We start from the raw sequence: 24,772 nt of genomic DNA, 5'->3' as shown, positions 1-24,772 counted from the left end.
TCAGTGAAAAACCTCCTGTCCCGGCATGGAGGTTTTTTTAATCTCGAAAGCTTAAATGATAATGAGAATAAATATTATCCTCAACACCTATAATTCTGCTTTAAACTTCAGTTATAATTTGGCCACTTTTATAAATCTGACCCTTAATCTGACGACCATGTTTAAAAAGACTTTTTTCCAAATCCACTGGTTTCTGGGGATTACAGCAGGTTTAATCCTCTCGATAATGGGAGTCACTGGCGCAATTTATTCCTACGAACAACAAATATTAAAATGGATAAATAGCGACAGTTATACGGTTCAGGTTCAGCAACGTGACAAACTCACGCCTGCACAGCTGTATCAGCACTTTAACAGTACCGCCCCTGACATGAAGATCAACAGTATTACCGTGGCACACGATCCAAGTGCTTCGAGTACTGTGAATATTGTCAAAGAGGGAGCGCGGCGTGGTCAAAACATCATGATCAATCCGTATACCGCAGAAGTCTTGCCAGATATTAAGGGTCGGGAATTTTTCCAGTTTATTCAGCAACTGCATCGTAATTTGACAGTTGGTCCGGTCGGCAAACAGATTACTGGCGCCTGTGCCCTGATGCTGATCTTTTTTGTCTTGTCTGGTCTATACCTGCGCTGGCCAAAACGTCATTCAATCAAGCAATGGTTCTTTATAAAACCGCAGCTGAAAGGACGTAATTTTATCTGGGATCTGCATGCTGTCGTGGGGACCTGGGTGGTGATTTTCTACCTGGTTCTGGCCTGTACCGGCCTGTACTGGTCCTATGACTGGTGGCGCAGCGGTATGTTCAAGGTTCTCGGGGTGGAACGTCCACAACCGGAAATGCAGGCCAATGCCGGCAATAACCGTGGTGAAGGACATCACGGTGGTGAACGCGGTTCTCGGGGTGAAGGACGCGAAAGTCTCAGCCCTGAAGGTATTGTGCGTGCGCTAGACCAGAGCTGGGTCGGCTTTAATACTGAATTTTCAGGTAAATACTCTACCGTCACGTTTAATCTTCCAAAAAAACCGGATGGCAGCCTGCAGCTCAGCTTTGTCGATCCGGTCGCTCAGCATGAACGTGCACGCAACAGCGCCACTTATAATTACCAGACAGCTGAATTTAGCAAAGTCGAGCTGTATGAAGATAAAAAACTCAATGAAAAAATTATGAGCAGCATGTTGCCGGTACATCGTGGCAGCTTCTTCGGCCCGATTTACCAGTTCTTTGCTATGGTCGCAGCCTTGTTGATGCCCTTGTTCTTTGTGACAGGCTGGATGCTCTATCTGAAACGTCGTAAACAGAAACGCTTAACACTGGCAGCACGTCAGAGTGCCATTGCAGTCACCCCAGATGAAAATGCCAAACCGTGGCTCATCGCGTATGCCTCACAAACAGGAGTTTCTGAGCAACTGGCTTGGCGTACGGCGACTGCCCTGCAAGAAGCGCGTCAACCTGTAACAGTCAAGCCGGTACAGCAACTGACACTGGCCGACTTACAGCAAACCGAACAGGTATTATTTGTTGCCAGTACTTATGGTACGGGCGAAGCGCCGGATCTGGCGTCTTCTTTCGAGAAAAAAATCCTGTCTGCCAAAGCTAATCTTAGTCATTTAAGCTATGCGGTATTGGCCTTGGGTTCACAGGAATATTCGGATACTTATTGCAGTTTTGGCCATCGTATTGACCAGTGGTTGAAGCAAAATGGGGCCAAGCAGCTATTCCAAACGATTGAAGTGGATAATGCTAATAACGATCATATCCAGCAGTGGAATACTGCACTTGCACGGGTGACTCGACTTGAACTGCAGACAATGGGTATTGATAAAACCTTTGATCACTGGATTCTGAGTAAACGTGAATTGCTCAATCCGGGTAGTTTGGGTGCCCCTGCTTTTAATATCGAACTGATTCCTGAGCATGAAGCAGTATGGCAAGCAGGTGATATTGCCGAAATTCAACCGGGGAACAGCCCGGAACGTATTTATGCCTTTATGCAAAAGTGCCAGATTGCTGCCGGTACACAGGTACCGTCTATGCAACAAAGCATTGAACAGGCACTTTGGGATCGTGATCTGACGCAGGCCGAACCTTTTGATTCTCTGGATCAGCTGCTCAAGCAATTACCGACTTTGGCAACGCGTGAATACTCAATTGCCAGTATTCCAAGCCAGCAGGTTTTACGTCTGGTGGTGCGTCAGCAGACTGATGCCGATAGCAATCTGGGACTGGGGTCAGGCTGGCTTACCCGGCATGCAGCGCTCAATGCGCCAATTGCACTGCGTATTCGTAGCAATGACTCTTTCCACCTGATTGATGATAATCGTCCGATTATCTGTATTGGTAATGGTACCGGCATTGCAGGGTTATTGAGTCTGCTCAGTGCGCGTAACCGTCAGGACTATACCCAGAACTGGCTGATCTTTGGTGAACGTCAGCGTGAACATGACTTCTTCTTTGAAGAAACCATTCAGGCCTGGCTGCAAATGGGAACCCTGAAACGTCTCGATCTGGCCTTCTCTCGTGATCAGCCGGAAAAAGTCTATGTCCACCACAAATTGCGTGAACAGGCCGAAGAACTAAAAGTCTGGATTGCTCAGGGTGCGGTGATTTATGTCTGCGGTAGTATCAATGGGATGGCCAGCGATGTGGATCAGGCCCTGACTGATATACTCGGTGAAACGGTGCTCGATCAATTACGTCTGGATGGCCGTTATCGTCGTGATGTATATTAAGATAAGCTGATATGCTAAAAACCGGGCGCAATGGCCCGGTTTTTATTGAAGATGCAGAACTAATAATAAGAATGTGAATAAGAAAAAAGGAAACTTGGATGCTCAATCAACTGAAACGAAGTCTTAGCCTGATCTTTGGCTTGATCCTATGTATAAATAGCATCTGGTTACTGAGTCAAGGTCAAAGGCATTTTGGTATCGCTCTGTCTATCATCATTGCTGTGGCGCTGATCCTGTATGCCCTGCTTTTTTCATCCATTCAGCGCTGGCAACAGAATTCTCGATTCAGAACCTTGTTCTGGAACAGTCTCTGGAGCGGATTTTTATTCTGGATGATCAGTGTCGCGATCTTTTTCGCTTATATCCAGATGTCGATCAACTCGAACATTCCTGCACGACCTGCTGCAGCAATTTTGGTATTGGGCAGTGGTATTAACCAGGGTCAGCCCTCACCCATCTTAAAAAATCGTCTGGATACCGCAGCAAAGTATGCAGAACAATATCCCAATACGTTAATGATTATGACCGGGGGACGAAATTTCCGGGAAAAACAGAGCGAAGCTGAAGTTATGCAGAATTATATTCATACGAACTATCCACAGCTTAAAAACCCCATGAGCCTGGAAGATCAAAGTAGAAGTACCCAACAGAACCTACAATATGCTCAGGCCATCTTGAAACAGCAGAATATTGGTCAAAATGAGCCCATTGCAATTGTCACCAGCGATTTTCATAGCCCTCGTGCCCGTGCAATTGCCAGCTATCAGGGCTATCAGCAAGTGATCAGTCTAAGTGCCAGCACTCCTCAGAATGTTCGCTACAATTCATGGCTACGTGAATATTTTGCTTTGATTAGTGGCTGGCTGCTGAATGAATATTCATTGTTCCAATAAACAAGCTATTTAAAAACAAGCAAATTAATTTAAACGGATGTGCCTTGGTAAAGGAATATCCGGATTTTTAAACAGGTCCGGCTTTTGTACATAGATCTGATACAGATAATTTTTGATATCAAGTAATAATTTTTCCGGTGCCACCAGAATGTTCTGCCCTTCTGGGGTCAGATCAAGCGAGACAATGGTACTTTCCTGGCGTAAAAATGGAATGACTTTTTCTACAAAATCCTTGAGACTAATTTCCTGAATATCGTAATTCACCCAGTTGTCTTTAATGAGCAGACGAGCCAAACCTTTACTGTGCCAGCAGGCAAATGCACGCTGTCCGGTAGGCGTAGCACACAAAGCCCAGCCATCTTGATAAAGCGCAAAAATGCCGGCATTCGCGACAATTGCTTGAATATACTGTTTATATAGCTGTTGGGGATCGTATGTAGTTTGAGATTTGGTCGCTGCCTTGCGCTGATATGGATTTCTCATAGTCGTGAAATCTTCAAATTATTATAGACTTCAAATTCTATGAAATATTCAGTGTTTAGGCAAGAAAGATATGGTGGGCGCTGACGGGATCGAACCGCCGACATTCTGCTTGTAAGGCAGACGCTCTACCAACTGAGCTAAGCGCCCTGAAGAAAAAACTCAAGATTTGAATTTTTGATGCAAGACAGACGCAGTGCGTAGTCTATGCTATTTAAAACCAATTTTTCACTTCAGGTTATGAAAAATGGCGCAGCGGACGGGACTCGAACCCGCGACCCTCGGCGTGACAGGCCGATATTCTAACCAACTGAACTACCGCTGCATGGCTTACTTATGACTAAGTAATATATCCGAAGATATGGTGGGCGCTGACGGGATCGAACCGCCGACATTCTGCTTGTAAGGCAGACGCTCTACCAACTGAGCTAAGCGCCCTTTAAGGGTCAAACTGTTTGATTTTAAGATGGCGCAGCGGACGGGACTCGAACCCGCGACCCTCGGCGTGACAGGCCGATATTCTAACCAACTGAACTACCGCTGCATCATAAAAAATCTGGTGGGCGCTGACGGGATCGAACCGCCGACATTCTGCTTGTAAGGCAGACGCTCTACCAACTGAGCTAAGCGCCCTCAAAAGATCTATCGTATAAATGGCGCAGCGGACGGGACTCGAACCCGCGACCCTCGGCGTGACAGGCCGATATTCTAACCAACTGAACTACCGCTGCATTTACACAATGTCGCTATTGTGGCAAACGAAGATTAAGATTTTAAAGTGGCGCAGCGGACGGGACTCGAACCCGCGACCCTCGGCGTGACAGGCCGATATTCTAACCAACTGAACTACCGCTGCACTATAAAATCTCAAAATGAAAGAAGCTTGGTGGGCGCTGACGGGATCGAACCGCCGACATTCTGCTTGTAAGGCAGACGCTCTACCAACTGAGCTAAGCGCCCTTTCTAAACGTCTATCATCGTTTGATGGGTGCATTATAGAGAATCTGCACAGCCTGTCAAACGCTTTTCGGACTGTTTTCCACTTTTTAGGTGTGAGTGATTAAAAAATAGGTTGTTTGTTAAAAAAAACAACACTTTTTGTTTATTTTTTAAGTCTCTACCGAAATTTTTTAATTTTCAAAATGAAAATCGGAGCTGAATTTTGTGTTTCCCGGCGAAGTTTCTGTCTGAGCCATGCCATGTGTTGCAATTCTGATTAAGGATTATACAAAGCTTTAAAATACTCGGCGTTGTGTTCATGTAATCTTTAAATTGTCATTTATTTTTATCCAAGAAATGACGTTGAACTTGTGCTTTAACCAACCACGAACTGGTGAAATACTGTAAAAATACGATCTTGATCAGATTGATGAATGTCTTAAACTGCATTTATTCGCTTAAACCAGTCACTAAAAAACAAAATCATTTTCACATGATGTTAAAGCTCGCTTCCTTATTCGATATACGGAACCTTTTATTCGATATACGGAACCTTTATAGCGTCATTCGATATACGGAACCTTCAGCGTTTCTAAATCTACTGTCTGTTCCGAGATATAAACCAGCGCATCTTCACTGACCAAGTCAAATAGTTCAGCAACCTCTAGATTACGCATGCGGATACAGCCATGAGAAAGTGGCTCTCCCATCGCTTCAGTGTCTGGCGTACCGTGAATATAGATATAACGCTGATAGGTATCACAGCCCTCGCCTTGGTTAAAACCGGCTTCAAGGCCACTCAGCCATAAAATACGGGTCAGGATCCAGTCACGTTGCGGAAATCCCGCTGCCAACTCGGCATTATAAACTTCCCCGGTCGCCTGACGTGCGATAAACACACTATTGAATGGAGCATCCTGACCAAACTTTTCAGCAATCTTGTGCCAGCCACGAGGGGTCTTGCCACTGTTTTCAGTTTCGCCAATGCCATTCTTACCACTGGAAATCTGATATTGCTTGTTTAGACGGGGCAGATACAGTCTTTGTTGGGCAAGATCAATCAGGATATCGGCTTGATCCAGATGCAAGGTATTCATGACTTGTTATTCTCGGACTCTGTTTTGTTGGACTCTGTATGTTTTAACTGGTTATCTGCAGAATGCGCGGTCGGTATATCTTTTTTTTCTGGGTCGACTACAGGTTGCTGAATATTGACCAGATTGGGTTCAGGGCGTCGCCATAACCAGATTGCAACGATCAGCATGGTGATATTGGTAAAGGCTTTCACGGCCATGGGTGCGGTAGTAAACAGCATGATAATCCCGCTGATCAGCATCATAATACTGGCGAACCATTTGGCCTTACGCGGCACAGTACCGTGTGCCCGCCAAGCTCTTAAGGTTGGGCCATATTTGGGATGATTCAATAACCAGTCATCCATTTGTGGCCATCCTTTAGATGCCGCCCAGGCAGCCAGAATCAAAAAGACCGTTGTTGGCATACCCGGCAGAACTGCACCGATAAAGCCTAGGATCACAAACAGCACCACCAGACTCCGCCAAAACAACACTTTCATACCACAACCCTAACCGCAGAATTCAGGTAGTATAATGCGTTTTCCGATACTGTCCGTTGTATTTCTGCACTTTTCACAGGTTGTACTATGCCCTTTTCCAGTTTAAACCAAAATCTTGTAGAAGCATGGCAACGTTATCAACAACCTCTGGTACGACAACTGGCATTTGCTGTCGGCAGTCCGAATATCCTGTCTGGTATTCCGGAGGAACTTGAACTCATACATCGCTTTGAGTTGCATGATAGCCAGACTTGGCAGCAACATCTCGGCCGCTATCATCCACGTTTAGAATTTCTCGATCAGCATCCAGAAGAATTAATCGAATTTGTACAGCAGCTGAAGAGCACGCGTTTAGGATTGCGTTTTGAAATGCTGGTCTGGTTCTGGTTACTTGATGATGCCTATCATCCGTATCGGCTGCTTGGGTATAGTCTACAAAAAATTGAGGGCGCAAAGACCCTGGGCGAACTGGATTTTCTGTTATTGAATACCGATACAGGACAGATTGAACATTGGGAAGTGGCATTAAAATATTATCTGGCCGAAGCAGATTTTAGTCTGCCGCATTGGTATGGCCTGAACCGCACCGATACCCTGATCAGAAAAATGAAACATTTCACGCAAAAACAATTCCAGTTTGATGAAGCTTTGCAGCATCCCATTCAAAAACGTTTTTGCGTCCTGAAAGGACAGTTATATCTGCCTACGCATCATGCAGATCAGCCGATTCCTGCATGGATCAATACCGAACGTCGTCTGGGTTTATGGGGACAGCATATTCCTGCTGCACAGTACGGTTTCTATCGCCTGCAACGGCATGAATGGATTTATCCGCAAGCACAGCCAAGCAGTTTGACTGCTACATGGTGGACGGATGGCCTCTATAAACAAGTCGATCGCAATGACTTTTACATGTATCGCAAACCGGTGCTGATCCAGCATCTATCGCATAAACCTCTATAAAACATTACATTTATTAACCGAAGCACTATGAAAACCACATATTTTTTAGAGCATATATTTTTTACTCTAAGTCCCACATCATAATAAATTTATTATTGATTATACGGAGATGATGATGAAAAAAATTCTTGCTGCTTCATTAATGATGGCTTTTGTATTGACTGGCTGTAACACTGTAAAAGGCATGGGCAAAGATGTGTCCAAGGCTGGCGATGCGGTCACCAATACTGCTGGAAAAACTTCTGACGAAATCCGTCAAAACTAGTTTTTTCTTAAATCCTTATAGAACCCTATCTCAGATAGGGTTTTTTTATATCAGTCGTTCACATTTAAACCCATATTCGCCTATTATAGGGCCGAGAAAATTATGGACTGTTGAAAACCGCATGAGCTCTTCCGCTACCCTCGATTTAAGTCTGCAACTCTTATGTCAGCCTTCTGTCACACCTATTGATCATGACTGCCAGAACATCATGGCTGAACGTTTAAAGAAGATTGGTTTCAATATTGAATCCATGCGCTTTGAAGATGTAGACAATATCTGGGCACGCAAAGGCACAAAAGGGCCGGTCTTCTGTTTTGCTGGCCACACCGATGTCGTGCCAACAGGGAATCTGGACGCCTGGAACTCAGATCCATTTTTACCTGAAATCCGTGAAGGCAAACTTTATGGTCGTGGCAGTGCCGACATGAAAACGGCTTTGGCAGCCATGGTGGTCGCAACAGAACGTTTCATAGAAAAATACCCAAATCATAAAGGTTCGATTGCCTATCTGATTACTTCAGATGAAGAAGGTCCGTCGATTAATGGTACGGTGAAAGTGATAGAAACACTGGAAGCGCGGAATGAAAAAATTACCTGGTGTCTGGTCGGTGAACCTTCAAGTACCGATAAACTGGGTGATATTGTCAAAAATGGCCGTCGTGGCTCTTTAAATGCCAATCTCACAGTAAAAGGCAAACAAGGCCATGTGGCTTATCCGCATCTGGCAGTGAACCCGATTCATACGGCCTCGAAAGCGATTGCCGAGCTATGTGACACAGTCTGGGATCATGGCAACGAATATTTCCCGGCGACGACCTTCCAGATTTCCAACATCAATTCGGGTACAGGTGCAACCAACGTTGTTCCAGGTACCATGAACCTACTGTGCAACTGGCGCTACTCTACTGAAGTGACCGCCGAAGAACTCAAAGCACGCACTTTAAAAATTCTGGATCGTCACGGGGTGGACTATGATATTTCCTGGACTTTATCGGGCTTGCCTTTTCTGACCCCGGTCGGTGAACTGGTGAATGCAGCCAAAACTGCCATTCTGAATGTAACAGGAACTGAAACCGAGCTTTCTACCTCTGGTGGCACCTCAGACGGCCGCTTTATTGCGCCTACCGGTGCACAAGTACTGGAACTTGGCGTATTGAATGCCACGATCCATCAGATCAACGAACATGTCGACATTGCCGACTTAGAGCCATTAGCTGAAATTTATGAACAGATTTTGGTGAATTTACTCGCAAATTAAATGAATGAATAACACAATAAAAAAGGAACTCATAAGAGTTCCTTTTTTATATTTTATAGTGTTGATTACAGCCCGATTGAAGCCTGAATATGGGCCATATTCGGAATATGGAACAGCTGTTCATCCATGCGCACATATTGAAAGATGGCAGGATCATTCACAGGCTGATCGACATCGACCACTTCGGAAATACGGATCCGGATGGTTTTCGGCATTTCATTGCACATCAAGGCAAAACGCTGATCGATTTCATCACCCTCAATCACCAGTGCTACCCCATTTTGACGTGAAGGATCATTCACCGCATAGACCGGCAACTGTGCTTCATGCCATTCCACTGTCTTGACCTGGGTATTGCTATCTAGTGCTGACAGGACGATGTTTTGTGGCAACAACATCGGATCTTTGCCATGACAGTCAATAATATAGGCATCAATAAATCCGGTCGATACCGCAATCAGATGCTGAAGTTCCTGCTGGCTAATCTGATCAGCCTTTTTAATGCTCGAATTGGTCTGACTCATGTATTACCCCTGTTTTTCAGCAATCAGTTGTTGGATATTGGCCAGCAGTTCCGCTTCCTGGAAAGGTTTACCCATATAGTGGGTCACACCCAGACTGAATGCACGTTCACGATGCTTCTCACCGGTACGTGAGGTAATCATGATAATCGGCAGGTCACGGTGAATATCATGGTGACGAACCAGATTCGTTACTTCAAAACCATCCATACGCGGCATTTCGATATCGAGCAACATCAGATCCGGTCTGACATTTTCAAGCTGCTCGATCGCATCCACACCATCTTTGGCGGTAACAATATCATAGCCTTGACGCTCAAGCAGACGCGAAGTCACCTTACGTACGGTCACTGAGTCATCGACAATCATCACCAGACGACGTGCACTGGAATAACGCGAACCATCACGCTGATCATGAAGCTGTTTGACACGCGGTGTCGCCTGAATCTGACGGGCAACATTCTGTCCATCGAGAATCAGACAAACCTGACCATCACCCAGAATTGTGGCACCGGCCACTACCCCGATATTGGCAAACTGCTGTCCAATCGATTTCACTACAATTTGCGCTCGTGAACCGACCAGCTGATCGACCAGCAAGGCAATGGTTTGACCACTATTACCTTTGATCAGGAGCACCGGCAATGAGTGTCCAACATTATTCAGACGTGGAATCGGCTGGTTGCCGACAAATTCAGACAGATAACGCAGCTTGTAGTTTTCGCCATCGATCTTGAAATAGTCATCTTTACTGTTGAAGTAAGTTTCTAATGTAGTCGGAGCAATACGTACGATTCGGTCAATCTGCGCCAGAGAAATCGCATATTGCTGATCGCCCGCTTTCACCATCAAGGCATCGCTGACCGCTACGGTAGTCGGTACACGAATCGTGAAGATAGTACCTTGACCCCGTTGTGAACTGACCGAAACATGACCACCCAGCGACTTGATTTCACTTTGCACCACATCCAGACCGACACCGCGACCAGAAATCTGGGTGACGGCTTTTGCGGTACTGAAACCAGGATGGAAAATCAATTGCAGGATCTCTTCCTGATCGATGATCTGATCAGCTTTGATCAGATCCAGACTCAGGGCTTTTTCACGAATCTTGTCTGCATCGATCCCTTTACCATCATCACTAAAGGACACGATTACATCGGTCCCCTGACGGCTGATATTCAAGATAATCGAGCCGACTTTCGGCTTGTTCAGTGCGATACGGTCTGCAGTATCTTCCAGACCATGGTCAATCGCATTACGCAGCATATGCTCAAATGGAGTAACCAGACGTTCCAGAATATTACGGTCCAGTTCACCTTCAGTATTCTGCACAATCAGTTCTGCAGGACGGTTCAAGGTAGTCGAGGTTTGACGCACGATACGCTGTAAACGCGGTAACATCCGGTCAAACGGGACCAGACGGGTACGCATCAGGCTTTCCTGAATCTCGGCCTGAATACGGGACTGTTGCAATAACAGCCCTTCGGTTTCGCGAATCTTGTCAGCCAGGGTGCTCTTGAAGTCGACCAGGTCCGATGCCGATTCTGCCAGCGACTTGGACAGCTGGTTCAGTGATGAATACTGATCCATTTCCAGCGGGTCAAAGTCAGCATAGCGCGAGTTCTCTGAACCGTGTTTGGCAATAATCTGTGATTCCAGCTCGCCTTCCATTCGACGCAACTGGTCGGCAAGACGCTTGATGGCCAGTTCCATCTCGTTCAAGGTATTGCCAAGCTGGCCCAGGTCCATCTCGATACGCGAACGGTTAATCGAATTCTCACCAGACAGGTCAATCATCTTCTCGACCAGATCAGCAGAAATACGGATCATCTCGTTATTGCTATCGCTGGCTCCGGTATTCGTCCACTCACCCATCATTTGTGGCGGCTCAGTACCATCACCTTCTACAAAGCCGAAGTCGGCGCTGACCACCAGGTTGTCTGTTTTCGCCAGACGTTCAGGCAATTGCGCAGTGACGTCCACATAAGCAATCTTTTTCAGACTACTGTGAAGCTGTTCAAAACCGCTATAATCGTGCTGGAAAATCGCCTGTCTTAACCAGACCAGTGTTTTCTGCAACAAGCCATCATAGGCATTCGAGTTAAACTGATAGACCGCAAACTGTTCGAAAGTTGTTTCCAGCTCATAGGCAATGCTGGCCACTTCTTCCACAACAAGCATACGTGCGCCACCCTTGATACTGTGGGCGGCACGCTGTAACTGTAGTAATAAACTACGGTCACTACGCTGATCAAACCATTGGTTAAGCAGTTTCTCGGCATTGGCCAGAATCTCTTCGGATTCTTCCAGGAAAGATTCTTCAACAATGGATTTCAGTTCATCTTCTTCTGAACGTTCTACTGGCATATCGTCAGCAGCATCAGAAGACTCTGAAGCGTCTAGTAATTCTTCAGGTGCAGTAAGATCAGTTACAAGCTGTTCAGTCACCGTTGCATCTTCAGGTTGCGGTTCAGCAATCAAAGTCACTTCGGCTTCAGTAACTTTAATTGCAGCGCTCGCGCGCTCAACAGGAGTTACAGTTTGTCCAGAACTCAGTGCCTGAATATTTTGCAGAATCGCAATGGCTTCTGTTGCAGGATAATCAAGACTGTCATCCCGAATGGATTGAATACGATCGGAAACGTTGTCCTGTACCAGACGGATAATCTGGATTAAAGCAGGTGTTACGGCAATTTGTTGACGGATCACCCGCTCATAAATACTTTCCAGTTCATGCGCAATCAAACCGATATGTGAAGCCGCAATCATGTTTGCACCACCTTTTAAGGTATGCAAATGACGCATCAGGTTGTTCAGTGAAGTCGTATCATCCTGTTTTTTGCTCCAGGTATTCAGATCTTCATCAATACCTGCCAGCAACTCATCCGCTTCTTCCAGGAAGATACTTAACAATTCTTCATCGAAATCACGGTTGGTTTCAGCACTTTGCTGCTGCTGACGATCAGCAGCGATGCGTTGGCTCAAGCCCGCAAAATCGACACTGCCTGTCGCTACACCTTCAGCCGCCTGTCCGGCCTCTGAGGTTAGCTCAACATTCTGATCCGCAGAATCTTCAGCAAATATTTCGAAATCCTGCTGTACAAAGGCAGACAGTTCGCTGAGTACTTTTTGAGTCTCATCATTTAAAATGACGCGCTGTCCTGCGGCCAGGGTATCAAACAGATGGATGAATTCCTGATGCGCCTGTGCGAACAGTTCATAGGCATAATCGCTGTTTAACAGCACAGGCTTTTCAAGCAGCGCATCATAAGCCAATTTCAGATCGGCAGTGAATTCATGAATACCTTGCGCTGCCCGGCTCTCAGTATGTGCCAATAATTCCGCAGCCTGCTGGCTGAGTGCCTGTATATATTCCGGATAATCGACTCGTGCGCGTTTATCAAATTCAAACTCGGCATCAAGTAACAGATCAATATCTAGCTCAACCAGTTTGGACACGAGGCCTTGCGTCTGAATACTATTCGTTTCAGTAACCGCAAAGCCATAATCATGCCAGACACGCTCAAAGGTTGCATAGACCGTATCCAGTTTTTCGGTATTGCCCTGACGTAGCAAATGCAGATAATCACTGACGAACTCGGCATACTGAATCAGTAAGGCGGTTTCTTTCGAGGTCGAGACAATTTCATCTTGCAGCAAGGTCTTGAAGAGATGCTCTACTTTAGTGCTGGCTTCAAAAATCTGGTCAATCTGCGCCATTGATGAACTGCCACGCAAGGTATGAATGGCACGAATCAGGGCATTATAATCTTGTGATTTTTCATCTTCAGTTCGAAGGAAAGTCGCTATCGTTTCCAGATGCTCTTCGGCTTCTTCAATAAAGATTGCCACAGTCTCTTCGATATCGCTACGAACTGTGATCTGGACTGGCGCTGTGATTGCAGCAATTGCATTTTCATCACTTTCTGCAATTTCCAGCCCCGTGCTCTGACCTTCGGCAGTCAAATGATCGGCCAAGGCCAATAATTCTTCTAGCGCAGGTTCAGGTGAAAGGTTTTGTTGTAATTGTTGTCCCAAGAGTACCATTGGACGTAGATCTACATCCAATTCCAGGATCTGTTTGAATTTCGGATATAAGGTGTATTGATAGACATTGAGTGCTGCCTGCACAAACTTTTGTACCGTTGGCGTCAGCTGAATCGAACCGGACAAGACCCGGTTGAGCGTATCTTCAACCGCCCAGGCCATTTCCCCTGCCGATTTAGCACCGACCATGCGGCCTGAACCTTTTAGGGTATGAAAATGGCGGCGAATGGTCTTCAGATTTTCTTGATGATCTGGATTAGTCAACCATTCTGGAAATAAAGCATTTAATTCAACGAAGATCTCTTCGATTTCCTCAACAAAAATTTCAAGAATTTCTGCATCTTGGTCAAGATAACTATCTTCAGGAAGCGTTGTCGTTTCAACTAAATTTTTTAATATTTCTTTCATAGCTCATGCTTCTTACGTTATGCCGCCAAGAAGGGCGCTCAAACTTAATTGTGACTGTCACGCGATACCTAACGTATGAAGGTTAAGTACATCTTGTCGAGGCTTTATCTGTATTTTTTGAATGTGTCTCAACCGCAGTCAAGACACATTTCCCCATCATGTCTAACTTTATTCTGGTAGTTTAAAGTCAGATACAGACTCACGTAATGCATCAGCCATGTTAGCCAGTTCAGATACCGAACGTGCTGTATCGAAGGTTGCACTGGTGGTTTGCGAGGTAATTTCCTGTACAACAGTCATCGTGGTCGCAATATGACCCGCAGATGCAGACTGCAGTTTTGCAGCATCAGAAATGTTCGCAATCAGTTTCGCCAGATTGGTCGATACGTTTTGAATCTCATCCAGTGCCACACCGGCATCTTTAGACAAGTTCGCACCACGTACAACTTCCGATGTGGTTTGTTCCATCGAAATAACGGCTTCGTTAGTATCCGTCTGAATGGTTTTTACCAGGCCTTCGATCTGCTTGGTTGCTGATGCAGAACGTTCCGCAAGACGCTGTACTTCATCGGCTACAACCGCGAAACCACGCCCTGCTTCACCGGCCATCGATGCCTGAATTGCTGCGTTCAATGCCAGGATGTTGGTCTGGTCGGCAATATCGTTAATCAGGGCAACGATGTTACCAATTTCCTGAGAAGACTCACCCAGACGTTTAATACGTTTTGAGGTTTCCTGAATCTGTTCACGAATCGTGTCCATACCTTCAATCGAGCGTTGTACAACATCTGCGCCGTTTGCAGCAATCTGTACTGAACGGTCTGCTACCACAGCAGATTCATCGGCGTTGGCAGATACCTGGTCAATCGATAGGGCCATTTCGTTAATCGCTGCAGAAGCACCAGCAATTTCTTGTGCCTGATGTTCAGATGCTTCGGCCAACTGGTTGGTAATGCTTTGTGTGGTCGCGGTATATTGTGCAACCTCTTGCGAAGTTTCAGTAATACGCGATACCAGGTCACGTAACTGGTCGATTGCAAAGTTAATCGAGTCGGCAATCGCACCAGTAAAGTCTTCAGATACGGTTGCATATGAACGTAAGTCACCATCAGCAAGATCAGCAATCTCATCGAGTAAACGCAAAATTGCATTCTGGTTACGGTCATATTCTTCTTGTAAACGGCCTACACGCTGTTTATCCGATACGCCACGCAGAGAGAGCAACTTAAATACGAAAAATAAGAAACCAAGTAAGAATGCGATCAACAAGGCTGCAGGAACAACCGTTTTAAGACCTGAGTTACCCGATAATTTATTCAGGTTGTCTAAGAGCACATCAGACTGGGAAAAAATAGATGCAGCGGCCTGACGAACCTTTACGATCTGGGTAGAGTTCTTAAGAATAATCGCAGATGCTGATTCGAGTACATCATCATATTCAGCTTTAATTCCCTCAAGTGATTCACGCAGAGTCGGATCAGTAATACGCTGTACGCCCAGTTCCGCAGACCCGTTTAACTGTGCATTCAGATAAGAACCGAAGGTTTCGGTATCTGCACTGAAGTCATCTGCAGATTCACGTGAGCCATCACTACCAGTCAGCACCAAGCTGATCGAACGTAAAATACGTTCTGCAATGAACACCTGGTTTTTGGCAATAACGACCTGGTTCGCTGGCATTTCTTGACGTGCCATCTGGTCGACCATCAAGTTATATTCTGCCTGAATTCCCGGAATCGCTTCACCAATCGCGATGTTGGTGTCGTATAACTGGTTAATGATCTTTTGTTGCGAGGTAATCAGATCAATGCTGCTCGATACTTCTGTCCACTGTTTATCAACAGCTTGTAATGCATTATTATTCGAGTGAATACTTTTAACTGTCTCAAGGTTCTCGGCAAAAGCTTTTTGCGAGTTAGACAGATTCTTCATGGCCTCAGGAGTCCCTGAAGCTGTCGCTTCAGTCGCCTGGCGCGAAATCGTTTGCGAGAGGAGACGTAAATCACCCAGACTTTGAGTGAGTTCGTTGGCACGAGGCACACTATAAAAAAGAACCAATAAAGTGATCAGTGCGGCCAAAAGACAGCCTGCTGCCCAATAAATCAGCGGTTTTGACTTTTCACTATCACCAAAGGCACGTGATAACTGATCTATTTGCGTTTGAATCTTAGCTAAAAAAGCATTACCGCCTTTGCGGCTAGTGCTTTCACCTGTATTTTTCTTTTTAAGTTTAAAGCCCATGCAGCCTCTCCCCGGTTGACGCCTTGATTACTTTCGAGCGCGACATTTAATTTATAAATTTTATAGATGCGTTCATAAATTTTGGATTTTGCAACAGACGACTGAATAAAAACACATGCCACTGCTGGTTGTGCTGATGGAAAAATCCCTGACAATATTCTTGTAAGTTTTTATCCAATTCAGATTTCTTCGAAAAGAAACTTTTCTTATTGAAATGTTGTATACCCAAAACTTGATCTACGACCAAACCCACATACTGGTCATTATGGTTGATGCATAATACTTTTTGAGTCGGTGAAAATTGACTGCTCTGCCCTGATACGTATTGTGTCAGATCAGAAAGCGACAACAGTCTTCCCCGGATATTCGCCAGACCCAATATCCATGCTTGCGTTTTGGGTACCGGCGTATATTTTGGGGGATAAATCACTTCTGACACCTCCCCCAGCGGAGCAACGAAATACTGCCCCATCATCTCAAAAGCAATGCCCGACCATCGGTTAACTTCATTGCCATCGGAAACGTAGTTTTTATTCCCCCGTTTCGCAATGCGAAGCAATTCGATAAATCCATTTGCTGCCATAGAGCTTATCCTGCATTGAGGTGCTGCTTAATTACATCTATTAATTGTTTTTCATCGACTGGTTTTGTTAGATAGTCGGCTGCGCCTTGACGCTTGCCCCAAACACGGTCAGTGGCCTGATCCTTGGTACTGACAATCACGATTGGAATGTGTTTGGTGGTCGCACCACGCGCAATCTGACGGGTAGCCTGAAATCCATTCACGCCCGGCATAACCACATCCATCAGGACCAGGTCCGGCAATTCTGCCTGTGCCATGGTGACGCCATCGGCCCCATTGGCTGCTTCAATCACCTCAAAGCCGTGTTTAGAAAGAATCTCTCTAAAGCGAAAAGTTTCTGTCGGTGAGTCATCCACAATTAGGATACGTGCCATGCCAATTCCCCAAAAAAATCAAATATTAAGCACTAATATGGTTACGGATTGCGTTCAGCAATTCATCTTTACTAAAAGGTTTGGTCAGGTATTCATCTGAACCCACGACACGACCTTTGGCCTGATCAAACAAGCCATCTTTACTTGATAGCATAATTACAGGAATATTCTGGTAATTCTGAGAGTTTTTAATTAATGCGCAGGTTTGATAACCATCTAGGCGTGGCATCATAATATCTACAAAAACGATATCTGGATTTGCTTCGGCAATTTTTGACAAAGCTTCAAAACCGTCTACTGCAGTAATGACTTCATAACCTTCGCGTTGAAGAAGAGTTTCCGCAGTACGACGAATAGTCTTTGAGTCATCAATCACCATAACTTTTAGATTTTGGAATTTATCGTCCATTTGTGTTTTAACCCTTCCCATTTTAGAAACTATATGCCATAAGGCTCATAGGATTATTTTATTACGATCAATAAACATTTTTAACATAAAGTCACTTGTATTATCAATGAACATTTTCTACACAAGTAGACAAAATTACCTGATTTTTAATAACAGCTTCACATTTTATTATCGTTATTGATTTTTTTTTGACTAACGGTAGTTTTTAATTCATAAATAAAAGTCTAATATAACAAGATTATTACTTTAAAATAAGTAATTTAGTCAACTTTAAATTCGGGGAGCCAATGATGGGTCAGTTTTCAAAAAAACTTGCTGTCATTGATAAAAATAAAATGACTGGTCAATTCATTATTGCTGTGCTGCTACTCTTACAGGTGAGCTTAACGTGTGCGAGTGGCAATCAACTCCCGCAAAAAGCCACCTGGTATCGCTATTATGACAGTAAGGGTGTGGCCAATATCAGTACCAACGTCACGCCAAATCATATCCGTTATGGTTATGAGGCACTTGACCAAAATATGCAGGTTATTAAGCGTGCGCGCCCTTATAACGCCGAAGCCGATATCAGACAAGCCCCTCAACGTGCCCAACAGGCACAGCGGATTGCCGAAGACCATAAACTCAAGCGTGCTTATAATAATAGCCAGACTGCTTTACAGAAAAAGAACGACAGCCTGAGCCAGTTAAAAAAACAGATCGATTTCCAGCAAGAACAGATGAAACAACTGCAAAAAGATCGGGTCATGTTTGTGCGTCAGGAACGTGAATATTTACGTAAAGGTAAAACGCCACCGGCATATCTGAAAACCACACTCGACAATAATCAGAAAAATCTCATTTCCCAAAAAGAAAATATTCATTCTTTACAAAGTCGCTATCGAAATCTGGAAGCAGAATACGACAAAATTATCGCCCGTTTAAAAGCACTTGAATAAATACAAGTAGCTGGTCGTGGTTTTGCTCCACAGCACGCTAAAAGGACTCTTATGCAAACTGCACTGCATTCTCATGATTTTAATATGCCTTCTTCGCGCTCTGTACTGATCATAAGTGTACTTTGCTTAAATATGTTTTTAGTGGCTTGTGATAAAAATGAACCCGTACAGCAAGCCGAAATACTCAAATCCATTGAAGTTATTCCTCAAGATTTAGTTGTTGTTAAATCTGGCAATTCAGTTCAAAAAACCGTATTTACCGGCACCATTCGTGCGGTCAATCAAAGCAGTATACAGGCACAGGTCTCTGCTACTGCCACCAGCGTAAATGCACAGGTAGGCCAAACGGTGTCCAAGGGACAAGTGCTGGTCCGCCTGAATAATCAGGACAATGCAGCCCGTCTGGCACAGGCGCGTGCCAATCTGGCTTCTGCCCAAGCTCAAGCCAATCAGGCTCGAAACATGATGCAGCGTAAAAAGCGCCTGCTTGATCAGGGCTTTATCTCAAAAGTAGAATATGAACAAAGTCAGGTCGATTATCAGGCACAACTGGAAAATGTCCGCGCCCAGCAAGCCAATGTCGATATTGCCGAAAAAGCAGATCGTGATGGCACCATGACCAGTCCGATCAGTGGCGTGATTACCCAGCGCCAGGTTGAACCTGGCCAAACCGTGGCAATTGGACAAACCCTGTTTGAAATCGTGGATCCAAGACGGCTAGAAATTCAGGCACGGGTTCCCAGTGACCTGCAGTCAAGCTTAAGGCTAGGCAGTCAAGTCGAATACAGCATTCAAGGCAATCCAAATCGACTCACCGCGGTGATTAGCCGGATTTCTCCGATTGCGGATCAGGCCAGCCGCCAGATCGAATTCTTTGCCACGCCCAATGAAACGATTCCCTCTCTCAGTATCGGCTCCTTTGTTGAAGGCAACATTCTGAGTTCACAATCGATTTCTGGACAGCTGATTCCACTAGATACCATTCAGGACATTCAGAACAAACCCTATGTATGGGTGATTCGCCAGAATAAAATTATCAAGGTCAATGTTCAGGTACTGGAGCAGCGTTATAACGACAACATTGCCGTAGTTCAAGGATTGGAGAGCACCGATCAGATCAGCCGGGTCAAGTTTAGCGAAGCTGATCTGCAAAAAACTGTCACCCTTCGCAACAACTAAAGCCATTCACACAGGATATTGATATGTGGTTTACCCGAATTAGTGTGAAGTATCCGGTTTTCACCATCATGATGATGTTCTGTTTGATGGTGCTGGGGCTGGCTTCTTGGCAGCGGATGGGCGTTGAAGAATTCCCTGATGTCGATTTCCCTTTTGTAGTGATCTATACCAATTATCCGGGCGCTTCTCCGGAAACGGTAGAATCGGAAATTACCAAAAAACTTGAAGATCAGATCAATACCATTTCCGGTTTGAAACAGGTCATTTCCCAGTCCAGTGAAGGTCTGTCAATCATCACCGCTGAATTTAATCTGGATGTTAGCTCGACCACGGCAGCTCAGGATGTACGGGATAAAATCGCTCCTGTGACTGCTAAATTTCGTGACGAAATTCAGGAGCCAATTGTCGAACGTTATGACCCGACGGCGAATGCGGTGATGTCGATCGTCTTTGAATCTGACAATATGGACGTGAAAACGCTTAGTTCCTATCTGGATCAGCGGATTGTGCCACAACTTCGCACTGTCCCCGGGGTAGGAACGGTCAATTTGCTAGGCGATGCGCAGCGCCAGATCCGGATTCAGGTGCAACCACAAAAACTGCAAGCTTTGGGTATCGGCGTAGATAGTGTGATTAACACCTTAAAGGCTGAAAATATTGAAGTCCCGGGGGGTACATTAAAATCCGGCAATTCGGAACTGGTGATTGAAATCAATTCCAAAGTGTTGCATCCCCTCGCCTTTGGCGATCTGGTGATTGCCAATAAAAATGGTGTACCGATTTTTCTCAGACAAGTGGCTGATATTCAAGACAGTCAGGCGGAGCTGGAATCTGCCGCTTTTCTGAATGGAAAAACCGCAGTGGCGATTGATATCCTGCGCAGTTCGGATTCTAATGTGATTGAAGTGGTCGACAAGACTTACAAAGCTTTAGAAACGATTGAGGCACAGCTCCCTCCAGGCACCACTTTGCAAGTGGTCGTAGACTCCTCCAAAAGTATCCGCGGTACCATTGGCGATGTAGCCCGTACCATTATTGAAGGTGCGGTACTTGCAGTGCTGATTGTTTTGTTATTCCTGGGTTCTTTCCGCTCAACCGTAATTACCGGTTTAACCCTGCCGATCGCACTTTTGGGGACTTTGACCTTTATCTGGGCTTTTGGCTTTAGCATCAATATGATGACCTTGCTGGCGCTGTCCTTGAGTATTGGCTTGTTGATCGATGATGCGATTGTCGTTCGTGAGAATATTGTCCGGCATGCCGATATGGGCAAAGATCATGTGACTGCAGCGCTCGATGGCACCAAAGAAATTGGATTAGCCGTACTGGCCACCACGCTGACCATTGTCGCCGTATTCCTGCCTGTGGCTTTTATGGGCGGAATTATTGGCCGTTTCTTCTACCAGTTTGGGGTCACGGTGAGTATAGCCGTTCTGATCTCGATGTTTGTCAGCTTTACTTTGGACCCGATGCTCTCTGCACACTGGGCAGAAAAGAAAAAAGATCCAAACAAAAAACCAGGCCGGGTTAAACGTTTCTTTAGCTGGATCTCCGGCAAACTGGATAACTTGAGCCATGTCTATGAAAAATTACTAAAACTGGCATTGCGATTCAGATTTATTACCTTAATGATTGCGGTGGCTTCATTATTTGGCGCTTTGGCTTTGTCCAAACTGATTGGCACCGAATTTGTACCAGTTCCCGATAAAGGCGAAGTCCGGATCAAGTTTGAAACACCAGTCGATTCATCCCTTGAATATTCACAGGCCAAACTACAGCAGGTTGATCAGATTATTCGTCAGCATCCGGATGTCAAAGCAACCTATGGGGTGATTAATGGTGCAACTGACCGCGGTAAAAACCATGTCAGTTTAAGGGTGACCGTGACCCCACGTACCGAACGTGAAAAGACTCTGGATGACCTGAATAATGAATTCCGCCAGCGTCTGCAGTCGGTGGCCGGAATCAGCATCACTTCGGTTGCCTCCGCCGATGAAACCGTTTCAGGTGGTCAGAAGCCGATTATGATTTCAATTAAAGGACCAGATCTGGATGAACTGCAAAAAATTTCTGATCGTTTTATGACGGAGATGGCGAAGATTAATGGCATTGTCGATCTTGAAACTTCATTAAAAGAACCCAAGCCGACACTCGGCGTACAGATTAATCGAGTCCTGGCCAGTGATTTAGGCTTGTCGGTCAACCAAATTGCCAATGTGGTTCGCCCGCTGATTGCCGGCGATGATGTCACCACCTGGCAGGATGAAAAAGGTGAAACCTATGACGTAAATCTGCGCTTGACAGAAGACCAGCGCAGCTTGCCAAGCGATTTGCAGAATATGTATATCACCTCGAATAAAACCGGTGCCAATAACCAGCCGATTCTGGTTCCGCTTTCAAGCGTTGCCAAATTTGAAGAAAAACTCGGCGCTTCGCAAATTAACCGACGTGATCTGGCGCGCGAGGTTCTGGTCGAGGCGAATACTTCAGGACGGCCTGCAGGTGACATCGGTGCTGATATCAGCCGACTACAAGCTGAATTTGATATGCCACCAGGCTATAGCTTTGATACTCAAGGTGCGAATGCCGATATGGCAGAATCCGCAGGTTATGCCTTGACCGCCATTACCTTGTCGATTGTATTTATCTATATTGTGCTCGGTTCGCAGTTCAACAGCTTTATTCATCCTGCGGCCATTATGGCTTCATTACCCTTGTCACTGATTGGCGTGTTTCTGGCCTTGTTCCTGTTTAACTCGACCATGAACCTGTTCTCGATTATCGGGATTATCATGCTGATGGGACTGGTGACCAAGAATGCCATTCTGCTCATCGACTTTATCAAGAAAGCCATGGATCGTGGGGAAGAACGTTATGATGCAATTATTGCAGCAGGCAAAACCCGTTTGCGTCCCATTCTGATGACCACCAGCGCTATGGTCATGGGCATGGTGCCCTTGTCCTTAGGGCTGGGGGAAGGTGGCGAACAAAGTGCACCGATGGCGCATGCGGTGATTGGTGGCGTGATTACCTCTACCCTGCTGACCTTGGTGGTCGTGCCAGTCATCTTTACCTACCTGGATGACTTTAAGAATTTTATGCTGCGTCAGGCACGTAAAATCATGGCATAATTTAATGCAAGACAATGAGGTGACATTCCCAAATGCTCACCTCATTTTTTATTGTATAATCCCTGCTTTAACGCTTAATTTTTTAGGACAGTTTCCATGCGCGCGAGTCGCTTTTTATTTGCAACGTTAAGAGAAACCCCGAACGATGCTGAGGTTATTTCCCATCAGCTCATGCTTCGTGCCGGTATGATTCGTAAGTTGGCTTCAGGACTATACACCTGGTTGCCGATGGGCGTTCGCGTATTAAATAAAGTTGAAGCGATCGTTCGCGAAGAAATGGATAAAGTAGGTTCGCTACAAGTCTATATGCCGGTGACTCAACCAGCATCTTTGTGGGAAGAATCAGGTCGTTATGTACAATATGGTCCTGAACTTTTACGCTTCAATGACCGCCATGGCAACCCATTTGTTTTGGGCCCAACGCATGAAGAAGTCATTACTGATCTTGCACGTAACGAATTAAAAAGCTACAAACAATTGCCTGCCAACTTCTATCAGGTACAAACTAAATTCCGTGACGAAATCCGTCCACGTTTTGGTGTGATGCGTTCACGTGAATTCATTATGAAAGATGCATACTCTTTCCATGCTAACCAGGAATCACTGCAACAAACCTACGACGATATGTATGCAGCCTACTGCAAAATCTTTACTCGTCTTGGTTTGGATTTCCGCCCAGTACAGGCAGACACCGGTTCAATTGGTGGTTCAGGTTCACATGAATTCCACGTACTGGCTTCAAGCGGTGAAGATGATATCGCGTTCTCGACTGAATCTGACTATGCAGCCAATATTGAAATGGCAGAAGCAGTACTTGTCGGTGAACGTGCGGCACCAACCCAAGAACTTAAACTGGTAGAAACACCAAACCAAAAAACCATTGCTGATGTATCTGCTTTCTTAGGAACTGATCCTGCCCATTCAGTAAAAGCATTATTGGTGCAAGGTGTGGTAACGGAAGAAGATCAAGCGGCACCTGTCGTTGCTTTATTCCTGCGCGGTGATCATGAGCTGAATGAAATTAAAGCTGAAAAACATCCTCTCATTGCTGCACCTTTAACATTTGCTACTGAAGAACAGCTGCAAGCTCTGGGCTTAACTGCTGGTTTTGTCGGTCCTCAAGGTCTCATGGAAAAAGGCGTAACTGTTATTGTTGACCGTGCAGCTTCTGTTCTTTCTGACTTTGTGGCGGGTGCTAATGAAGCTGACAAGCACGCGACAGGTGTAAACTGGGAGCGTGATGCGAAGTATTCTGAAGTGTATGACCTACGTAATGTAGTTGAAGGTGATCCGTCTCCAGATGGTAAAGGTACCCTTCAAATCAAACGTGGTATCGAAGTCGGTCATATCTTCCAATTAGGTCAGAAATACTCTGAAGCTTTGGGCTGTAAAGTCTTGGGTGAAGATGGTAAACCGTTTACTGTAACGATGGGTTGTTATGGTATTGGGGTGACGCGTGTGGTTGCCTCTGCAATCGAGCAAAACTTCGATGAAAAAGGTATTATTTGGCCAGTAGCGATTGCACCGTTTGAAGTTGCCATTGTGCCGATGAATGCCCATAAATCACCACGCACATTAGAAGCTGCTGAAGCTCTTTATGCTGAATTACAAGCTGCAGGTTTTGACGTGTTACTTGATGACCGTAACGAACGTCCAGGTGTTAAATTCTCTGACCTTGAACTTACAGGTATTCCTCACCGTATCGTGATTGGTGAAAAAGGTCTGGATGCAGGTACCTTTGAATATAAAGGCCGCCGTGATGCAGAATCAGTAAATCTGTCTAAAGAAGAGTTATTGGCTAAAATTGCAAAATAATTCTGTTTAAGAATA

18 protein-coding genes and 8 tRNA genes are annotated in these 24,772 nt (G+C 45.3%); 9 read left to right on the top strand and 17 right to left on the bottom strand.

Annotated features, from left to right (window positions below; translation table 11 throughout):
• The first annotated feature begins 157 nt into the window (after positions 1–157).
• Together KUG37_RS01015 and KUG37_RS01010 are read left to right on the top strand one after the other, a co-directional pair.
• Positions 158–2,734 (top strand): sulfite reductase flavoprotein subunit alpha, encoded by a 2,577-nt coding sequence (locus tag KUG37_RS01015; RefSeq protein ID WP_216933748.1) that lies wholly within the window; start codon positions 158–160, stop codon positions 2,732–2,734.
• 98 nt (positions 2,735–2,832) lie between these two features.
• A complete protein-coding gene (locus KUG37_RS01010) occupies positions 2,833–3,627 on the top strand; it encodes a YdcF family protein (RefSeq protein ID WP_216933746.1) in 795 nt (264 codons plus the stop codon).
• 24 nt (positions 3,628–3,651) lie between these two features.
• Here KUG37_RS01010 and KUG37_RS01005 read toward each other — a convergent pair whose 3' ends face one another.
• From KUG37_RS01005 to KUG37_RS00955, 11 genes are all read right to left on the bottom strand, one after another.
• A complete protein-coding gene (locus tag KUG37_RS01005) occupies positions 3,652–4,110 on the bottom strand; it encodes a DUF2750 domain-containing protein (RefSeq protein WP_216933744.1) in 459 nt (152 codons plus the stop codon).
• 71 nt (positions 4,111–4,181) lie between these two features.
• Positions 4,182–4,257, bottom strand: a tRNA-Val gene (locus KUG37_RS01000).
• Between the two features lie 98 nt (positions 4,258–4,355).
• Positions 4,356–4,432 (bottom strand) — tRNA-Asp (locus KUG37_RS00995).
• 37 nt (positions 4,433–4,469) lie between these two features.
• Positions 4,470–4,545, bottom strand: a tRNA-Val gene (locus KUG37_RS00990).
• 29 nt (positions 4,546–4,574) lie between these two features.
• Positions 4,575–4,651 (bottom strand) — tRNA-Asp (locus tag KUG37_RS00985).
• A 13-nt stretch (positions 4,652–4,664) separates the two neighbouring features.
• Positions 4,665–4,740, bottom strand: a tRNA-Val gene (locus KUG37_RS00980).
• A gap of 21 nt (positions 4,741–4,761) precedes the next feature.
• Positions 4,762–4,838 (bottom strand) — tRNA-Asp (locus tag KUG37_RS00975).
• A gap of 48 nt (positions 4,839–4,886) precedes the next feature.
• A tRNA-Asp gene (locus KUG37_RS00970) sits at positions 4,887–4,963 on the bottom strand.
• Between the two features lie 28 nt (positions 4,964–4,991).
• A tRNA-Val gene (locus KUG37_RS00965) sits at positions 4,992–5,067 on the bottom strand.
• A 542-nt stretch (positions 5,068–5,609) separates the two neighbouring features.
• Positions 5,610–6,143 carry a cell wall-recycling L,D-carboxypeptidase ElsL gene (elsL, locus tag KUG37_RS00960; RefSeq protein ID WP_216933742.1) on the bottom strand — a complete coding sequence of 178 codons (534 nt, stop codon included), beginning with the start codon at positions 6,141–6,143 and terminating at the stop codon, positions 5,610–5,612.
• The gene (locus tag KUG37_RS00955; protein WP_216933740.1) at positions 6,140–6,622 is read right to left on the bottom strand and encodes a YbaN family protein; all 483 of its coding nucleotides are present in this window, start codon (positions 6,620–6,622) and stop codon (positions 6,140–6,142) included. The genes elsL and KUG37_RS00955 overlap by 4 nt, the downstream gene beginning before the upstream one ends.
• An 87-nt stretch (positions 6,623–6,709) precedes the next feature.
• Here KUG37_RS00955 and KUG37_RS00950 point away from each other — a divergent pair, with 87 nt between their 5' ends.
• The 3 genes from KUG37_RS00950 to dapE all read left to right on the top strand — a co-directional run bounded on the left by KUG37_RS00950 (position 6,710) and on the right by dapE (position 9,108).
• On the top strand, positions 6,710–7,585 hold the full coding sequence (locus KUG37_RS00950; RefSeq protein WP_216940097.1) for a DUF1853 family protein: 876 nt from the start codon (positions 6,710–6,712) through the stop codon (positions 7,583–7,585).
• A gap of 115 nt (positions 7,586–7,700) precedes the next feature.
• Positions 7,701–7,850 carry an entericidin A/B family lipoprotein gene (locus KUG37_RS00945; protein WP_216933736.1) on the top strand — a complete coding sequence of 50 codons (150 nt, stop codon included), beginning with the start codon at positions 7,701–7,703 and terminating at the stop codon, positions 7,848–7,850.
• A gap of 121 nt (positions 7,851–7,971) precedes the next feature.
• The gene (gene dapE / locus KUG37_RS00940; protein ID WP_216933734.1) at positions 7,972–9,108 is read left to right on the top strand and encodes a succinyl-diaminopimelate desuccinylase; all 1,137 of its coding nucleotides are present in this window, start codon (positions 7,972–7,974) and stop codon (positions 9,106–9,108) included.
• Positions 9,109–9,173: 65 nt separating this feature from the next.
• Here dapE and KUG37_RS00935 read toward each other — a convergent pair whose 3' ends face one another.
• The 6 genes from KUG37_RS00935 to pilG all read right to left on the bottom strand — a co-directional run bounded on the left by KUG37_RS00935 (position 9,174) and on the right by pilG (position 17,694).
• Entirely contained in the window at positions 9,174–9,632 is a 459-nt protein-coding gene (locus tag KUG37_RS00935) for a hypothetical protein (protein WP_216933732.1), read from the bottom strand.
• Between the two features lie 3 nt (positions 9,633–9,635).
• Positions 9,636–14,087 carry an Hpt domain-containing protein gene (locus tag KUG37_RS00930; protein WP_216940094.1) on the bottom strand — a complete coding sequence of 1,484 codons (4,452 nt, stop codon included), beginning with the start codon at positions 14,085–14,087 and terminating at the stop codon, positions 9,636–9,638.
• A 168-nt stretch (positions 14,088–14,255) separates the two neighbouring features.
• Entirely contained in the window at positions 14,256–16,328 is a 2,073-nt protein-coding gene (locus tag KUG37_RS00925) for a methyl-accepting chemotaxis protein (protein WP_216934766.1), read from the bottom strand.
• A 46-nt stretch (positions 16,329–16,374) separates the two neighbouring features.
• Positions 16,375–16,911 (bottom strand): chemotaxis protein CheW, encoded by a 537-nt coding sequence (locus tag KUG37_RS00920; RefSeq protein ID WP_216940093.1) that lies wholly within the window; start codon positions 16,909–16,911, stop codon positions 16,375–16,377.
• A gap of 5 nt (positions 16,912–16,916) precedes the next feature.
• Positions 16,917–17,285 (bottom strand): response regulator, encoded by a 369-nt coding sequence (locus tag KUG37_RS00915; RefSeq protein WP_004280710.1) that lies wholly within the window; start codon positions 17,283–17,285, stop codon positions 16,917–16,919.
• A gap of 25 nt (positions 17,286–17,310) precedes the next feature.
• Positions 17,311–17,694, bottom strand: a complete 384-nt coding sequence (pilG, locus tag KUG37_RS00910; protein ID WP_005097851.1) for a twitching motility response regulator PilG — start codon at positions 17,692–17,694, stop codon at positions 17,311–17,313.
• Positions 17,695–17,984: 290 nt separating this feature from the next.
• On the opposite strand from pilG, the gene KUG37_RS00905 reads away from it, so the two are divergent.
• From KUG37_RS00905 to KUG37_RS00890, 4 genes are all read left to right on the top strand, one after another.
• Positions 17,985–18,632, top strand: coding sequence for a hypothetical protein (locus KUG37_RS00905; protein ID WP_216934762.1), 648 nt, complete (start codon positions 17,985–17,987; stop codon positions 18,630–18,632).
• A 51-nt stretch (positions 18,633–18,683) separates the two neighbouring features.
• Positions 18,684–19,811, top strand: a complete 1,128-nt coding sequence (locus KUG37_RS00900; protein ID WP_216934760.1) for an efflux RND transporter periplasmic adaptor subunit — start codon at positions 18,684–18,686, stop codon at positions 19,809–19,811.
• 23 nt (positions 19,812–19,834) lie between these two features.
• Positions 19,835–22,942 carry an efflux RND transporter permease subunit gene (locus tag KUG37_RS00895; protein ID WP_216934758.1) on the top strand — a complete coding sequence of 1,036 codons (3,108 nt, stop codon included), beginning with the start codon at positions 19,835–19,837 and terminating at the stop codon, positions 22,940–22,942.
• Positions 22,943–23,038: 96 nt separating this feature from the next.
• Positions 23,039–24,757 carry a proline--tRNA ligase gene (locus KUG37_RS00890; protein WP_216934756.1) on the top strand — a complete coding sequence of 573 codons (1,719 nt, stop codon included), beginning with the start codon at positions 23,039–23,041 and terminating at the stop codon, positions 24,755–24,757.
• Positions 24,758–24,772: the final 15 nt, after the last annotated feature.

This window comes from Acinetobacter sp. BY419, from assembly GCF_019038395.1.
Taxonomy (GTDB): Bacteria; Pseudomonadota; Gammaproteobacteria; order Pseudomonadales; family Moraxellaceae; genus Acinetobacter.
The sequence above is the reverse complement of the archived record's forward strand: the minus strand, read 5'-3'. Positions and strand labels throughout refer to the sequence as shown.

What these genes read in the sequence shown, in the direction of transcription:
- KUG37_RS00920 (WP_216940093.1), bottom strand. Translation starts at nt 16,911, where the DNA reads ATGGCAGCAAATGGATTTATCGAATTGCTTCGCATTGCGAAACGGGGG.
- KUG37_RS00900 (WP_216934760.1), top strand. Translation starts at nt 18,684, where the DNA reads ATGCAAACTGCACTGCATTCTCATGATTTTAATATGCCTTCTTCGCGC.
- KUG37_RS00930 (WP_216940094.1), bottom strand. Translation starts at nt 14,087, where the DNA reads ATGAAAGAAATATTAAAAAATTTAGTTGAAACGACAACGCTTCCTGAA.
- KUG37_RS01015 (WP_216933748.1), top strand. Translation starts at nt 158, where the DNA reads ATGTTTAAAAAGACTTTTTTCCAAATCCACTGGTTTCTGGGGATTACA.
- KUG37_RS00890 (WP_216934756.1), top strand. Translation starts at nt 23,039, where the DNA reads ATGCGCGCGAGTCGCTTTTTATTTGCAACGTTAAGAGAAACCCCGAAC.
- elsL (WP_216933742.1), bottom strand. Translation starts at nt 6,143, where the DNA reads ATGAATACCTTGCATCTGGATCAAGCCGATATCCTGATTGATCTTGCC.
- KUG37_RS01010 (WP_216933746.1), top strand. Translation starts at nt 2,833, where the DNA reads ATGCTCAATCAACTGAAACGAAGTCTTAGCCTGATCTTTGGCTTGATC.
- KUG37_RS00955 (WP_216933740.1), bottom strand. Translation starts at nt 6,622, where the DNA reads ATGAAAGTGTTGTTTTGGCGGAGTCTGGTGGTGCTGTTTGTGATCCTA.
- pilG (WP_005097851.1), bottom strand. Translation starts at nt 17,694, where the DNA reads ATGGACGATAAATTCCAAAATCTAAAAGTTATGGTGATTGATGACTCA.
- dapE (WP_216933734.1), top strand. Translation starts at nt 7,972, where the DNA reads ATGAGCTCTTCCGCTACCCTCGATTTAAGTCTGCAACTCTTATGTCAG.
- KUG37_RS00895 (WP_216934758.1), top strand. Translation starts at nt 19,835, where the DNA reads ATGTGGTTTACCCGAATTAGTGTGAAGTATCCGGTTTTCACCATCATG.
- KUG37_RS00945 (WP_216933736.1), top strand. Translation starts at nt 7,701, where the DNA reads ATGAAAAAAATTCTTGCTGCTTCATTAATGATGGCTTTTGTATTGACT.
- KUG37_RS00935 (WP_216933732.1), bottom strand. Translation starts at nt 9,632, where the DNA reads ATGAGTCAGACCAATTCGAGCATTAAAAAGGCTGATCAGATTAGCCAG.
- KUG37_RS00925 (WP_216934766.1), bottom strand. Translation starts at nt 16,328, where the DNA reads ATGGGCTTTAAACTTAAAAAGAAAAATACAGGTGAAAGCACTAGCCGC.
- KUG37_RS00905 (WP_216934762.1), top strand. Translation starts at nt 17,985, where the DNA reads ATGGGTCAGTTTTCAAAAAAACTTGCTGTCATTGATAAAAATAAAATG.
- KUG37_RS00915 (WP_004280710.1), bottom strand. Translation starts at nt 17,285, where the DNA reads ATGGCACGTATCCTAATTGTGGATGACTCACCGACAGAAACTTTTCGC.
- KUG37_RS01005 (WP_216933744.1), bottom strand. Translation starts at nt 4,110, where the DNA reads ATGAGAAATCCATATCAGCGCAAGGCAGCGACCAAATCTCAAACTACA.
- KUG37_RS00950 (WP_216940097.1), top strand. Translation starts at nt 6,710, where the DNA reads ATGCCCTTTTCCAGTTTAAACCAAAATCTTGTAGAAGCATGGCAACGT.